The organism is Herbidospora daliensis, from assembly GCF_001570585.1.
GTDB classification, from domain to species: Bacteria; Actinomycetota; Actinomycetes; order Streptosporangiales; family Streptosporangiaceae; genus Herbidospora; species Herbidospora daliensis.
Window position 1 is genome coordinate 519,966 of the sequence record NZ_BBXF01000002.1, and the last position, 14,115, is coordinate 534,080.

13 protein-coding genes and 1 tRNA gene are annotated in these 14,115 nt (G+C 67.7%); 11 read left to right on the forward strand and 3 right to left on the reverse strand.

The window, feature by feature from the left end:
• The first annotated feature begins 255 nt into the window (after window positions 1–255).
• The 4 genes from gyrB to AW274_RS08710 all read left to right on the forward strand — a co-directional run bounded on the left by gyrB (window position 256) and on the right by AW274_RS08710 (window position 5,792).
• The gene (gyrB, locus tag AW274_RS08695) at window positions 256–2,202 is read left to right on the forward strand and encodes a DNA topoisomerase (ATP-hydrolyzing) subunit B (RefSeq protein WP_083973942.1); all 1,947 of its coding nucleotides are present in this window, start codon (window positions 256–258) and stop codon (window positions 2,200–2,202) included.
• Window positions 2,203–2,239: 37 nt separating this feature from the next.
• Window positions 2,240–4,759, forward strand: coding sequence for a DNA gyrase subunit A (gene gyrA, locus AW274_RS08700; protein ID WP_062430548.1), 2,520 nt, complete (start codon window positions 2,240–2,242; stop codon window positions 4,757–4,759).
• Entirely contained in the window at window positions 4,756–5,637 is an 882-nt protein-coding gene (locus AW274_RS41850) for a DUF3566 domain-containing protein (protein ID WP_232320044.1), read from the forward strand. Before gyrA ends, AW274_RS41850 begins: the two co-directional genes overlap by 4 nt.
• A gap of 81 nt (window positions 5,638–5,718) precedes the next feature.
• A tRNA-Ile gene (locus AW274_RS08710) sits at window positions 5,719–5,792 on the forward strand.
• A 406-nt stretch (window positions 5,793–6,198) separates the two neighbouring features.
• On the opposite strand, the gene AW274_RS08715 is transcribed toward AW274_RS08710, so the two are convergent.
• A complete protein-coding gene (locus AW274_RS08715) occupies window positions 6,199–6,810 on the reverse strand; it encodes a DUF6461 domain-containing protein (RefSeq protein ID WP_062430549.1) in 612 nt (203 codons plus the stop codon).
• A gap of 201 nt (window positions 6,811–7,011) precedes the next feature.
• Between AW274_RS08715 and AW274_RS08720 the strand changes: the two genes are divergently transcribed.
• From AW274_RS08720 to AW274_RS08730, 3 genes are read left to right on the forward strand one after another with little or no spacing between them, the layout of a single operon-like run.
• On the forward strand, window positions 7,012–7,518 hold the full coding sequence (locus AW274_RS08720; protein ID WP_062430550.1) for a PadR family transcriptional regulator: 507 nt from the start codon (window positions 7,012–7,014) through the stop codon (window positions 7,516–7,518).
• A complete protein-coding gene (locus AW274_RS08725; protein ID WP_062430551.1) occupies window positions 7,511–8,176 on the forward strand; it encodes an ABC transporter ATP-binding protein in 666 nt (221 codons plus the stop codon). The genes AW274_RS08720 and AW274_RS08725 overlap by 8 nt, the downstream gene beginning before the upstream one ends.
• A 14-nt stretch (window positions 8,177–8,190) precedes the next feature.
• On the forward strand, window positions 8,191–9,399 hold the full coding sequence (locus AW274_RS08730) for a hypothetical protein (RefSeq protein ID WP_157519924.1): 1,209 nt from the start codon (window positions 8,191–8,193) through the stop codon (window positions 9,397–9,399).
• Window positions 9,400–9,454: 55 nt separating this feature from the next.
• On the opposite strand, the gene AW274_RS08735 is transcribed toward AW274_RS08730, so the two are convergent.
• Together AW274_RS08735 and AW274_RS08740 are read right to left on the reverse strand one after the other, a co-directional pair.
• A complete protein-coding gene (locus tag AW274_RS08735) occupies window positions 9,455–9,883 on the reverse strand; it encodes a hypothetical protein (RefSeq protein WP_062430553.1) in 429 nt (142 codons plus the stop codon).
• A gap of 132 nt (window positions 9,884–10,015) precedes the next feature.
• Window positions 10,016–10,585, reverse strand: coding sequence for a histidine phosphatase family protein (locus AW274_RS08740; RefSeq protein WP_062430554.1), 570 nt, complete (start codon window positions 10,583–10,585; stop codon window positions 10,016–10,018).
• 154 nt (window positions 10,586–10,739) lie between these two features.
• Between AW274_RS08740 and AW274_RS08745 the strand changes: the two genes are divergently transcribed.
• The 4 genes from AW274_RS08745 (at window position 10,740) to AW274_RS08760 (ending at window position 14,112) form a co-directional block, all read left to right on the forward strand.
• A complete protein-coding gene (locus tag AW274_RS08745; RefSeq protein ID WP_062430553.1) occupies window positions 10,740–11,168 on the forward strand; it encodes a hypothetical protein in 429 nt (142 codons plus the stop codon).
• 140 nt (window positions 11,169–11,308) lie between these two features.
• A complete protein-coding gene (locus tag AW274_RS08750; protein ID WP_062431812.1) occupies window positions 11,309–12,448 on the forward strand; it encodes a glutathione-independent formaldehyde dehydrogenase in 1,140 nt (379 codons plus the stop codon).
• A 233-nt stretch (window positions 12,449–12,681) separates the two neighbouring features.
• Window positions 12,682–13,515, forward strand: coding sequence for an alpha/beta hydrolase (locus AW274_RS08755; RefSeq protein WP_062430555.1), 834 nt, complete (start codon window positions 12,682–12,684; stop codon window positions 13,513–13,515).
• A gap of 51 nt (window positions 13,516–13,566) precedes the next feature.
• Window positions 13,567–14,112 carry a TetR/AcrR family transcriptional regulator gene (locus AW274_RS08760; RefSeq protein WP_062430556.1) on the forward strand — a complete coding sequence of 182 codons (546 nt, stop codon included), beginning with the start codon at window positions 13,567–13,569 and terminating at the stop codon, window positions 14,110–14,112.
• Window positions 14,113–14,115 lie beyond the last annotated feature (3 nt).

Consider the following 14,115-nt stretch of genomic DNA (forward strand, 5'->3'; position numbering starts at 1 on the left):
CCAGGGTCCGGGGTGTCACACCAAAACCAAGATCATCGTATTAGAGGGCATCACAGCCCCCGTCAATGCCACCTGAGGCTCCGAGAGCCGGTAGAATGAAAGTGGACTTAAGGACACGTCCGTTTGCGTGTCACCCCGGCCGTGGCGAGCCGATTCCCCAGGGTGAGCGCATCGGGGCACTCACGACGGTGACGGGCACGGCAGGCAGCCATCCTATGTTTCCTGCCGCGTGTCCGCGGCAGGAGGATTTCGCACTTGTCCTACGACGCAGGCTCAATCACCGTTCTCGAGGGTCTTGAGGCGGTTCGCAAGCGCCCGGGTATGTACATCGGCTCGACCGGAGAGCGTGGTCTCCACCACCTTGTGTACGAGGTTGTGGACAACTCCGTCGACGAGGCACTGGCCGGTCACTGCGACACCATCGAGGTCACCCTGCTCGCCGACAACGGCGTGCGGGTCGTGGACAACGGCCGGGGCATCCCGGTCGCCGAGCATCCCACAGAGAAGAAGCCGACCCTCGAGGTCGTGCTCACCGTCCTCCACGCCGGCGGCAAGTTCGACGGCAAGTCATACGCCGTCTCCGGCGGCCTCCACGGCGTGGGCCTTTCGGTCGTGAACGCGCTGTCGGGCCGGCTCGAAGCCGTGATCAAGCGTGACGGCTACGAGTGGCGCCAGTCGTACGTCGGCTCCAAGCCCGTCACCGAGGTGATCCAGGGCGAGCCCACCGAGGAGACCGGCACCTCGATCACCTTCTGGGCCGACGGCGACATCTTCGAGACGACGACCTGGAACTTCGAGACGCTCTCGCGCCGGTTCCAGGAAATGGCCTTCCTCAACAAGGGCCTCACGATCGTCATCCGCGACGAGCGTCCCGACCACGGCGCCGAAGAGGAGCCGACCGAGATCACCTACTACTACGAGGGCGGCCTGTCCGACTTCGTGAAGCACCTGAACTCCAAGAAGGAGGCGGTGCACAACTCGGTCGTCGACTTCGAGGAGCACGGCGAGGGCATCTCGGTCGAGATCGCCCTGCAGTGGAACGCCTCCTACTCCGAGTCGGTCTACACCTTCGCCAACACGATCAACACCGCCGAGGGCGGCACCCACGAAGAGGGCTTCCGGGCCGCGCTGACGACCATCGTCAACCGGTACGCGCGCGAGCAGAAGTTCCTCAAGGAGGGCAAGGACGACAACCTCACCGGCGACGACGTCCGCGAGGGCCTGACCGCGATCATCTCGGTCAAGCTGGCCGAGCCGCAGTTCGAGGGCCAGACCAAGACGAAGCTGGGCAACACCGAGGCGAAGTCGTTCGTTCAGAAGGCCTGCAACGACCACCTGCGCGACTGGTTCGAGCGCAACCCGGGCGAGGCCAAGGAGATCATCAGCAAGTCGCTCCAGGCGTCGCGCGCCCGCATCGCCGCACGTCAGGCGCGTGACCTGACCCGCCGCAAGTCGCTGCTCGAAAGCGGCTCGGGGCTGCCGGGCAAGCTGGCCGACTGCCAGTGGAGCGAGCCCGAGAAGTGTGAGCTGTTCATCGTCGAGGGCAACTCGGCCGGCGGCTCGGCCAAGGGCGGCCGCGACTCGCGTTTCCAGGCGATCCTGCCCATCCGCGGCAAGATCCTGAACGTCGAGAAGGCCCGCATCGACCGCGTGCTGAAGAACACCGAGGTCCAGTCGCTCATCACGGCGCTCGGCACCGGCGTACACGACGAGTTCGACATCTCGAAGCTCCGCTACCACAAGCTGATCCTGATGGCCGACGCCGACGTCGACGGTCAGCACATCACGACGCTGCTGCTGACCCTGCTGTTCCGGTTCATGCGGCCGCTGATCGAAGCCGGTCACGTCTACCTTTCGCAGCCGCCGCTCTACAAGATCAAGTGGGACCGGAAGGGCGAGGACGCGTCCTACGCCTACTCCGACCGCGAGCGCGACGCGATCATCGAAGAGGGCATCGCCCGCGGCAAGCGCGACCCGCGCGCCCACGACGGCATCCAGCGGTTCAAGGGTCTCGGCGAGATGAACGCCAACCAGCTGTGGGAGACCACGATGAACCCGGAGACGCGCATCCTGCTCCAGGTCACCCTCGACGACGCCGCCCAGGCCGACGAGATGTTCAGCGTCCTCATGGGTGAGGACGTCGCCCCCCGGCGGGAGTTCATCATCAGGAACGCGCGCGACGTGCGCTTCCTCGACGTCTAGAACGCGGCAGCCGAACCCCACCCTGTGAAGGATTGACGTGACGGAAGTTAACCTGCCTCCGGGCCCGCCGCCGGCTGACCGCATCGAACCGGTGGACATCCAGTCCGAGATGCAGCGCAGTTACATGGACTACGCGATGTCGGTCATCGTCTCGCGTGCCCTGCCCGACGTGCGCGACGGTCTCAAGCCGGTGCACCGCCGGGTGCTCTACGCGATGTTCGACGGCGGCTACCGCCCCGACCGCGGCTACTTCAAGTGCTCCCGTGTCGTCGGTGACGTCATGGGTTCCTACCACCCCCACGGCGACAGCTCGATCTACGACACCCTGGTCCGCCTGGCCCAGCCGTGGTCGCTGCGTTACCCGCTGGTCGACGGCCAGGGCAACTTCGGCTCGCCCGGCAACGACATGCCCGCCGCGATGCGCTACACCGAGTGCAAGCTCGCGCCCATCGCGATGGAGCTGCTGCGGGACATCGACAAGGAGACCGTCGACTTCCAGCCCAACTACGACGGGCGCTCTCAGGAGCCCGTCGTGTTGCCGTCGCGGTTCCCCAACCTGCTGGTCAACGGCGCCGCCGGCATCGCGGTCGGCATGGCGACCAACATCCCGCCGCACAACCTGCGGGAGATCGGCGAGGCCGTCAGGTGGGCGCTGGAGAACTACGAGGCCACTGACGAGGAGCTCCTCGAAGGGTTGATCGCCCGGGTCAAGGGCCCCGACTTCCCGACCGGGGCGCTCATCGTCGGCAAGCGTGGCATCGATGATGCGTACAGGACCGGCCGTGGCTCGATCACGATGCGCGCGGTGGTCGAGGTCGAGGAGGACAACAAGGGCCGCCAGTGCCTGGTGATCACTGAGCTGCCCTACCAGGTCAACCCCGACAACCTGGCGCTGTCGATCGCCGAGCTGGTCAAGGAAGGCAAGATCAACGGCATCGCCGACGTGCGCGACGAGTCGTCGTCGCGGGTCGGCCAGCGCCTCGTGGTCGTGCTCAAGCGCGACGCGGTCGCCAAGGTCGTGCTGAACAACCTCTACAAGCACACCCAGCTGCAGACCACGTTCGGCGCCAACATGCTCGCCCTGGTCGACGGCGTGCCCCGCACGCTGCGCCTCGACCAGTTCGTCAAGTTCTACATCGGCCACCAGATCGAGGTCGTGGTCCGCCGGACCCGTTACCTGCTGCGCAAGGCCGAGGAGCGGGCCCACATCCTGCGCGGCCTGCTCAAGGCCCTCGACCGGCTCGACGACGTGATCGCCCTGATCCGCCAGTCGGCGTCGGCCTCGGCCGCCCAGCAGGGCCTCATGGACCTCCTGGAGATCGACGAGACGCAGGCCCAGGCCATCCTGGACATGCAGCTCCGGAAGCTGGCCGCCCTGGAGCGCCAGCAGATCCAGGACGAGTACGAGAACCTGATGGTCCAGATCAACGAGTACAACGAGATCCTGGCCAGCCCCCACCGCCAGCGCCAGATCGTCGGCGACGAGCTCGGTGAGATCGTCAGCCGCTACGGCGACGAGCGCAAGACCGAGATCATCGCGTACGAGGGCGACATGTCCATCGAGGACCTGATCGCCGAAGACGAGATGGTCGTCACGATCACCCGCGGCGGCTACGCCAAGCGCACCAACACCGATCTCTACCGGGCCCAGAAGCGCGGCGGAAAGGGCGTTCGCGGCGCCCAATTGCGCCAGGACGACATCGTCGAGCACTTCTTCGTCACGACAACCCACCACTGGCTCCTGTTCTTCACCAACAAGGGCCGCGTCTACCGGGTCAAGGCCTACGAGCTGCCCGACTCGGGCCGCGACGCCCGTGGCCAGCACCTCGCCAACCTGCTGGCGATGCAGCCCGACGAGCGGGTCATGGAGGTCCTCGACCTGCGCGACTACGAGGTCTCCCCCTACCTCGTCCTGGCCACCCGCAGCGGCCTGGTGAAGAAGACCAGGCTCTCCGAGTACGACTCCCCGAGGTCCGGCGGCCTGATCGCCATCAACCTGCGGGACGACGACGAGGTCATCGCCGCCCGGCTGATCTCCGAGGAAGACGACCTGCTCCTGGTCTCCAAGAACGCCCAGGCGATCCGCTTCACCGCCTCCGACGAGGCGCTCCGGCCGATGGGCCGGGCGACCAGCGGCGTGATCGGTATGCGGTTCATCGACGGAGATGAACTTCTCGCCATGAATGTCATGAGTCATGGTGACGATGTGCTTATCGCCACTGAGGGCGGGTATGCGAAGCGCACACCGGTTGAGCAGTATCCGCTGCAAGGTCGGGGTGGAAAGGGCGTACTGACGGCCAAAATAGTCAGCGCCCGTGGCAAGCTGGTCGGAGCGGTCATGGTGGGACCCGAAGACGAAGTCTTCGCGATCACCTCAGCCGGTGGAGTGATCAGGACCAGCGCCGCCGAGATCAAGCAGTCCGGCCGCCAGACGATGGGGGTCAGACTGATGAATCTCGCGGAAGGCGACAGCGTGGTGGCCCTAGCCCGGAACGCCGAAGCGTTGGAGACTGCCGAAGCGGTGGAGACTGAGAACGGGGCAGGAGACGAGCAATGACCAACTCGGGCAAGACGAAGAACACCGGGGCGGCCAAGAAACCCGCGTCTACCTCGGCTGCCTCGTCGTCGATGCGCGACGGGGTATCCGCCCGGATCGACGACGAGAAGAACGACGACACGGCCGAGACCCCCAAGACCGCGGGGCCGACGCCGGCCCCGGGGCCTGCCCAGGCCCCGAAGCGGGAGACGCCCAAAGCGCCTCAGACCGGCCGTGACCTTCCCAAGGACGAGCCTTCCAAGACCGACGACTCCACCGTCCGCATCCGTCCCGTGGGCAACGACAACAAGCCGTGGTCGCGGCCCCAGTCGTCCAACGGAGACCAGAAGCACCCGGCCGGCGACGAGCCGACGGCCGCCTACAAGGCGCCTCGTCTGCCCACGCCGGTCTCGGCCCCCGAGCCGATCGTGACCGCGTCCCGCCCGGCACCGGTCGAGCCGGTCACGTCCGAACGGCCCGTCATCGGCACCTCCTCCGCTCCGAAGGACTCCTCCGGGCGGGCCCCGCGCAAGGCCCACCTGGTGCTCCGCCGGGTCGAACCGTGGTCGGCCATGAAGTTCAGCTTCGTGGTCTCCCTGGTCTGCTTCGTCGTCCTGTTCGTGGCCGTGGCGGTGCTCTACGGGGTGCTGTCGGCCATGGGCGTCTTCGACGCGTTCGTCCAGGCGGTCAACCAGCTGACCCAGGGCGAGGGCGGGGCCGCGGCCTCGTTCAACATCGCCACGTGGTTCGAACCGGTGCGGATCCTGGGGTACACCGCTCTTCTTGGCGCGGTGAACGTCGTGCTGATCACGGCGCTTTCCACGCTGGGCGCGGTGATCTACAACCTGAGCGCCGACCTCGTGGGCGGCGTCGAAGTGACCTTCTCCGAAGCCGAGTAGTCCAGTCGTGATTCCGCGGTGCGACCACACCGCGGAACACGGTAAGCTTTACCTCGTCGCCACGCACTAGCTGGCTGACGAGGGGCTATAGCTCAGACGGTTAGAGCGCTTCCCTGATAAGGAAGAGGTCCCAGGTTCAAGTCCTGGTAGCCCCACTCGGAGAGTAGGAGACCTGTGGTTGTTGGCCTTCGGCCAACTGCCCCACGGTCTCCTTCGTCGTTTCTACCGGGGGGCGACCCCCGGACCCCCGATACGAGAGGGCTTCGCCCCCTCGCGCTCCCCCTGGCCGCTTCGCGTCCTGGCATCGCTGTCGCTCTGGGTCGCTTCGCTCCTTGCGAAGGGCTTCGCCCCTCGCGCTCCCTGAAACGGCCTCGCTTCGCTCGGGGTGAATCAAGTTCTTTTTTCGTTACGGCTTCGCCTTGTCGGCCACCCGACCTTCTTTGGCCACCCGATTTCTCCTGAACGGGCGTTTGGATTGCCGGTTAGGGCACGCCATTGCCGGCTTGGCCCGCATGCCTTGAGGTGGACGGACGGTCGAGGCTCCAACAGACCTGGAGTGGCTCACTCGGTGTTGATCTCGGCGCCTAGGAGTCTCATTTCGAGCTTGTCCTGGGAGAAGGACAAGCTGGTGATCTTCCTTGCCAGGGCGAAGGCGCGGGGGAATGAGGCCCGCACGCCTGGGCCTTTCCAGTCCAGGTTTGGGTCCAGTCCGACCTCGCGCATCATGTGAGCCAGCCGGTCTGGATCGCTACCCGCACGTGCATAGGGAGCCAGCAGGTCGAACTGTGTGATCAGGTTGCCGTCAGCCACGTAGACGAAGTAGTCCGTGGCGTGGACGTTTCGATGGATCGACACGACCTCGGTCGCTTGAGAAAGTGAGCTCAGCAAGGGACGGCTCAGCGCGATCGATACCGTCCAGAGCTGGATGAGTACGGTCCAGCCGCCCGTCTCCAATGCGCCTACGTAACTGGTGCGCATGTTGTCCGAGTCGACGCACTTCATCGTTCGTTCCTGCAGTGCTTCGAAGGTCACTTCTTCGGTTCTGCTGGACTCCGCTCCGAGACGACTCAACGCGTCCACAGGGGAGAGAGATCGAACGAAGGACACGCAGGAGACGTCGTGGAACGGCCCGAACTTCGAAAGCCACTCGAACTCTTCGTGTAGGTCTGGCACCGTGGCTCCCTTGATGGTTGCGCGTCATGATGCCAGGCGTCACCGACAGGGACGGCGCCTCAGGAGGTGCGAGCCCGGGTGACCAACTGGGTGACTACGGCTGCGGGCATGCCCGGACCGTGGTGAATCGTCTGAGGCGGGCGTTCAGTCTCTTCTGGTGCTTTGCGGCTTCGACTATTCATTGAATGTATAGTCGCGGCTATGACGACTGGTCATGTGCTGCTTGGGTTCCTTGTTGAGCGGGCTAAGCACGGCTATGAGCTCAAGAAGGAGCACGATCATCGCCTCGCGGGGGCCAAGCCTCTTGCCTATGGGCAGGTCTATGCCACGTTGCAGCGCCTCGAGCGCGATGGGCTGGCCGAGGTCGCGGAGACGCAGCAGGAGGGTGGGCCTGAGCGCACCCTCTATGCGATCACTGCGGACGGGAAGGCCGAGCTGGAGCGGTGGTTGAACGCCGTTGAGCCTTCGGCGCCTTTTGTCGCCAGTCCTCTGTTCGCTCGGGTTGCCGTCGCGGGGAAGGACGCCGACGGCTTTCTGGTGCTGCAACGGGAGGCGCATCTGGCCCGGATGCGGGAGTTGACCGCCGAGAAGGCGTCCGGGTCGCCGGCTCAGGTGCTGGCGGCCGACTACGCCCTGCACCATCTTGACGCTGACCTGCGCTGGATCGAGACCGCGCTCGCGCGGATGAAGGAGCACGACGATGCTTGAGGGCAGGGGCTTGGGCAAGTCGTTCGGGCGGACCAGGGCGCTCGACGACGTCTCCTTGACGATCTCCGAGGGGGAGGTCGTCGCCGTCACCGGGCCTAGCGGGGCGGGTAAGTCGACGTTGCTGCACTGTCTCGCCGGGGTGGTTCGACCGGAGGCCGGTGAGGTGCTGCTCGACGGCAGGCGGATCGACTCGCTGCCTGAGCCGGAGTCGACGAAGGTGCGGCGGGAGAGTTTCGGGGTCGTCTTCCAGTTCGGTGAGCTGGTGCCTGAGCTGACTGCCGTTGAGAACGTCGCGTTGCCGTTGTTGTTCAGCCGGCGGGGCAGGCAGGAGGCGATGACCGCTGCCGCGGAGTGGCTGGCTCGGTTGGAGGTGTCCGACTGTGCCGATCAGCGGATCGGTGAGCTGTCCGGGGGGCAGCGGCAGCGGGTGGCGGTCGCGCGGGCGCTGGTGACCGGGCCGCGGGTGGTCTTCGCCGATGAGCCCACGGGGGCCCTCGACACGATCGGCGGGGAGCAGGTGATGAGTGCGCTGATCAGTGCGGCTCGTGCCGGGCGGGCTGCCGTCGTGCTGGTCACGCATGACAATCGGGTGGCCGCTTATGCCGATCGGGAGGTCGCGCTGCGCGATGGGTCGGTGCTGGCGGGGGTGCAGCGGTGATCACCGTGTCGCGGATGTTGAACCGGGGGCGCTCGCGGGCCGAGCGGGTGCGTGCCTGGCTGGTGGCTGCGGGGGCGGCGGTGGCGACGTTCCTGGTCTGTACCGCCGTTCGCCTGGCGGACTTCGAGGATGAGGGCGGGTCGCTGACGGGGCTCGCGCTGGCTCTGCTGGCCGTGCCGGTCGCCGGGCTGGTTCATCAGGCCAATCGGCTGGCCTCGGCCACCCGGGAGCGGCGGCTGGCCGCGCTGCGGCTGGCGGGGGCGGCGCCGGGTGACGTGCGGTGGCTGGGTGCGTTGGAAGGGGGTGTGCTGGCGCTGGTCGGGTCGTCGGGCGGCGGCGTGATCTATGTGCTGACCCATCTCTCCGGGCCGCTGCTGCCCGTGCCGGTGGTCGTGGCGCTGGTGACGCTCGGCGGGGGTGTGTCGGGGGCGCGGGCCGGTCGGCATGTCGTCGCCTCTCCGCTGGGGGTGGTCCGCCGGGCAAGAGTGCGGGGGCCGCGGGTGCGGGACCTGATCCTCTTCGGGGCGGGGGTGGGGTTGTTCGTCCTCGGGGCCGTGGTGAAGGGCGGGTTTCCGTTCGTCGGCAAGTACGGGTCCGGGGTGGTCATGGCGGCTGGGCTGGTGCTGCTGCTGTTCGGAGTGACGTTGGCCGCGACCTGGGTGGTTCGGGCGTGTGCCCGCCGGGTCGGTCGGCGGGCGCGGTTGGCGGAGGCGCTGCTGGCGGCGCGGCTGGTCGAGGCCGATCCGCGGGCGTGGGCGAGGGCCTTGTCCGTGGTGAGCTTGACGGTGTTCTTCGGGGCGATGGCGGGGGCGCAGCAGGCGATGGTCGGCTACTGGCAGGCGCATGCACTGGTCGACGTCGCGCTCCTGGTGGCCCTGGTGACCTCGGCGGTCGCTCTGGTGGTGCATCAGGCGGAGGAACTGATCGACCTTCGGCGCTCGTTCTCGGCGCTGGCGGCTTCCGGGGTGCCGGAGAGCTCGTTGAGCGGGGTGCTGGTGCGGCAGGCGGTCATCGCGGCGTCGCCGGTCTGTGTGGTGGCGGCCGTCTCCGGGGTCGCGGTGGTGGTCGTCACCACTCTGGACGTCTACCAGGTTCAGTGGCTCGGCTGGGCGGCCGGCCGGGCCGTGGTCATGGCGGGGGTCGGGGTTCTCGCCGCGGTGCTCGTCGCCCTGGCGGCGCGGCCGCTGCTGCGCGGCGCCCTCTCGACGGACGTCCGGGCATGACGAAGGCCCGGACCATGATGGTCCGGGCCCTTCGATCAGCATCCCCCGTCAGCGGTTAGTTGTGGTGCCAGCCGCCCCAGCCGAAATCGCCGTTGTGGCCGTAGCCGCCGCGGACGCGGAAGTCGTCGACGTGCTTGCCGAAGACGATGTGCTTGCTGAGGAAGCTCTTGCTGCTGTACCGCTTGTAGAAGAACCACTTGCCGTCGTTCTTGTAGTAGACGTCGAAGAAGCTGTAGTCACGGTCGCGGCGGTCGCGGTCCCAGATCTTGAAGTCGAGCCAGTAGCGGCCGCCGCTCTTGCCCCACCGGTAGTCGAAGCGGCCGTCGCCCCGCTCGAACCGGTCCCAGCTGGAGCCGTACTGCGAGGCCGACGCGGAGGCCGACGCGGTGGTGGCGGACGCCGAGGCGGCCGGTGCGATAGCAACCCCCGTGGCCACGACGCCGGCGAGAACGGTTCCGGCGAGCAGCTTGCCAAGCTTGTGCACTGTTTCCTCCGTTGTGTGGGTCCGGCGTTTCTCCGGACACCGCAGACGTTAGGAGCCGCCCCGGGGGGCGTTCTGCGCACAAAGCCACACAAGCCGCTGAGCGTGTACTACTCCACATAAGCCACCCCGAGATCAGTCGGTGCCGCTCGGGCGCAGGGCAGGAGGAAAGCCGGTCCAGCGCAACTCGGGTGGCAGGTGGCCCAGGTCGTTGAAGAACAGCGGCGCGGGTGGCCGGTCGGGGCTGTAGCGGATGCAGGTCAGCCCCGTGTTCCCCGAGTTCAGACCGATCCAGCGGGCCTCCGGGGCCTCCAGCGCCGCCCGGACCAGCCAGGCGATCAGGAAGCCGTGGGTGATCACCAGTTCGGTGCGCGGTTCGTCGGTGACGCCGGTGAAGGCCGCCTCGGCCTCCCGGGCCAGGGCCGGGCCGACCTCGCGGTCCTCCTCGGGAAACGCGTCGGGGCCGGGGAACCAGGGCACGTAGTCGCCGGCCGCCTCCGAGACGTGCACCGGCACGCCGGGCAGGTGCGCGGACACGATCGACGCGGTCTGCGCCGCCCTCGGCAGCGGGCCGTGGTGGATCACCTGGATCGGCAGATCGCGGAGCCGCTCGCCGAGAAGCTCGGCCTGGCGCCGGCCGGTGTCGGTGAGGCCGGTCTCGTCGGGGGTCGCCTCGCCATGTCTGGCCAGGTAGAGGAAACGCATCTCCGGATACTGCCAGAGGGCTCTTGGGCCGCTCTCGTGTGCAGTAGTACGCACTCGGGGGTTTGTGTGGCTTTGTGCGCAGAAGGCCCCCCGGGGCGGCTCCTAACGTCTGCGGTGTCCGGAGAAACGCCGGACCCACACAACGGAGGAAACAGTGCACAAGCTTGGCAAGCTGCTCGCCGGAACCGTTCTCGCCGGCGTCGTGGCCACGGGGGTTGCTATCGCACCGGCCGCCTCGGCGTCCGCCACCACCGCGTCGGCCTCCGCGTCGGCCTCGCAGTACGGCTCCAGCTGGGACCGGTTCGAGCGGGGCGACGGCCGCTTCGACTACCGGTGGGGCAAGAGCGGCGGCCGCTACTGGCTCGACTTCAAGATCTGGGACCGCGACCGCCGCGACCGTGACTACAGCTTCTTCGACGTCTACTACAAGAACGACGGCAAGTGGTTCTTCTACAAGCGGTACAGCAGCAAGAGCTTCCTCAGCAAGCACATCGTCTTCGGCAAGCACGTCGACGACTTCCGCGTCCGCGGCGGCTACGGCCACAACGGCGACTTCGGCTGGGGCGGCTGGCACCACAACTAACCGCTGACCAAACGGCCCGGACCTCTTCAGGTCTGGGCCGTTTTGGCGTGCTAAAGGGACTTTTGCCGCATAGAGGGGTACTCGTCCATGCCCGGCGGGCACCTGCCGCATGAATCATCGACGAATCCGGAGGTGTGATCATGCAGGCACTGGTGTACGAGGGCCCCCGGGAGGTCGTCGTCCAGGAGGTTCCAGACGCTCGCATCGAACGCCCGACCGACGTCCTGGTACGGGTCACCACCGCCAACATCTGCGGCTCCGACCTGCACATGTACGAAGGCCGCACCAGCATGGAGACCGGCCGCGTGCTGGGCCACGAGAACCTCGGCGAGGTCATCGAGGTCGGGTCGGCGGTCGACCGGATCACGGTGGGCGACGTGGTGTGCCTGCCGTTCAACATCGCCTGCGGGCACTGCAAGAACTGCGAGACCGGGTTCACCGGCTTCTGCCTGACCGTCAACCCGGGCGTGGCCGGGGCCGCCTACGGCTATGCCGGCATGGGGCCCTTCGAGGGCGGGCAGGCCGAGCTGCTGCGGGTGCCGTACGGCGACTTCAACTGCCTGCGGCTGCCCGACGACGCGCGGGAGAAGGAGAACGACTACGTGATGTTGTCGGACATCTTCCCCACCGGGTGGCACGCCACCGAGCTGGCGGGGCTGCGTCCGGGCGAGTCCGTGGTCGTGTACGGCGCGGGGCCCGTCGGCCAGATGGCGGCCTACTCGGCGCTGCTCAAGGGCGCGAGCAAGGTCATGATCGTCGACAGGCAGGCCGACCGGCTGAAGGTGGCCGAGAAGATCGGCTGCATCCCGATCGACGACTCCCAGGGGTCGGCGGTGGAGCAGGTGCTCGACCTCACCGCGGGCGAGGGGGCCGACCGGGGGTGCGAGTGCGTCGGCTACCAGGCGCACGACCCGCAGGGCGACGAACACTCCGACGCGGCGCTGAACAGCGTCGTCATGTCGGTACGGCCGACCGGCGGCATCGGCGTCGTCGGGCTGTTCCTGCCGGACGACCCGGGCAACGCCGACGAGGCCGCGCGGGCCGGGAAGATCCCGTTCGACATGGGCCACTTCTGGTTCAAGGGCCAGACGATGGGGACCGGCCAGGCGAACGTGAAGGCGTACAACCGGCGGTTGCGCAACCTCATCCACACCGGCAGGGCCAAGCCGTCGTTCATCGTCTCGCACGAGCTGCCGCTCAGCGAGGGGCCCGACGGCTACCGCCACTTCGACGCGCGCGACGAGGGCTGGACCAAGGTCGTCCTGCATCCCGGCCGTTAGGGCCGCAGAGAGAGGGTGTAGCGGTCGAAGGCCGGGTCCGTGCCCGCCGGGGTAAAACCGGCTCGCCGGGTCGACCTTGATCACCGCCAGCCGGGCGCCTTCCGCGGCGGCGTACCGGCAGGCGAGCAGCACCGCCTTCTCAGGTGGGCGTCGAGGTCGGCCGGGGTGAGCGGGCTCAGGTTCACGTGGTTCCATCGGTCCGTCAGGGCATCGCCTTCTCAAGGAGTATCGCTGTGAGCCACGACCTTGAACTCGTCGAACAGGCCAACGCGACCGGCAGGATCCCGGCCGTCTTCGTCCACGGGCTGTGGTTGCTGCCCAACAGCTGGGATCGGTGGGCGGCCGTGTTCGCCGAAGCCGGGTTCGCGCCGGTGCAGGCGGGGTGGCCCGACGACCCGCACACCGTCGAGGAGGCGCGCGAGCACCCGGAGGTGTTCGCCGACAAGACCGTGGGCCAGATCGCCGACCACTTCGCCGACCTGATCGGACGGCTCGACCGGCGGCCGGTGATCGTCGGGCACTCGTTCGGCGGGCTGCTCACGCAGATCCTCGCCGGGCGCGGGCTGGCCTGCGCGTCGGTGGCCGTCGACCCGGCGCCGTTCCAGGGGGTGCTGCCGCTGCCGTTCTCGACGCTGCGGGCCTCCGCGCCGGTGCTCGGCAACCCCGCCAACCGGCACCGGGCCGTGCCGCTGACCTTCGAGCAGTTCCGGTACGCCTTCGCGAACGCCGTCACCGAAGAGGAGGCGCGTGAGCTGTTCGACGAGTTCGCCGTCGCGGCCCCGGGCGCGCCGTTGTTCCAGGCCGCGGTCGCCAACTTCAACCCGTGGTCGGAGGTCAAGGTCGACAGCCAGGCCGAGGACCGGGGGCCGCTGCTGATCGTGTCGGGGGAGAAGGACCACACGGTTCCGTGGGCGATCGCCAACGCGTCGTACAAGATCCAGCACCGGAACGAGCACCACGTCACCGAGATCGTGGAGATCCCGAACCGGGGGCACTCCCTCACCATCGACTCGGGCTGGCGTGAGGTTTGTGACACCGCGTTGAACTTCGTGCAGCGTTTCGTTTAACCGGCTGACCGATCGGACAGAACTGTCCGATCGGTCAGTTATTGTGATGCCATGACCCGATCCGCGACCTCGATGCGGGCCGACATCCTCGACTCGGCCGCGCGGCTTTTCGCCGCGCACGGCTTCCGGGGCACGTCGCTGCAGGACATCGCGTCGGATGTGGGCTGCTCGAAGGCGTCCTTGCTTTATCACTTCACGAACAAGGACGCGATCCTCAGCGAACTCTTCGCCCCCGTCGGGCGGGAGTTCGACGTGCTGCTCGGCCGGCTGGCCCTCCTGACCGGCGAGGAGGCCGCAAAGGCCGCCGTCGCCGGCGTGGTCGACCTGGCGCTGCACTTCCGCCGGCAGGTCAAGATCCTGCTGCTCGGCGTCGACGTGCTGCTCGACCACCCCGACCTCCCCGACGTCGACGACGTCACCGAGCAGCTGGTCGACGCCCTGGTCGGGCGGGCGCCCGGCCAGACGCCCCGGGTGGCGGGCTGGATGGCGCTGCTGGGGATCTTCCTGACGAGTGCCCGGGGGGTCGACATCCCCGACGAGACCATGCGTGCGGAGCTGACCAGTGGAGCGTTCCGCACGCTCGGCCTGTCCTCTTGAGAG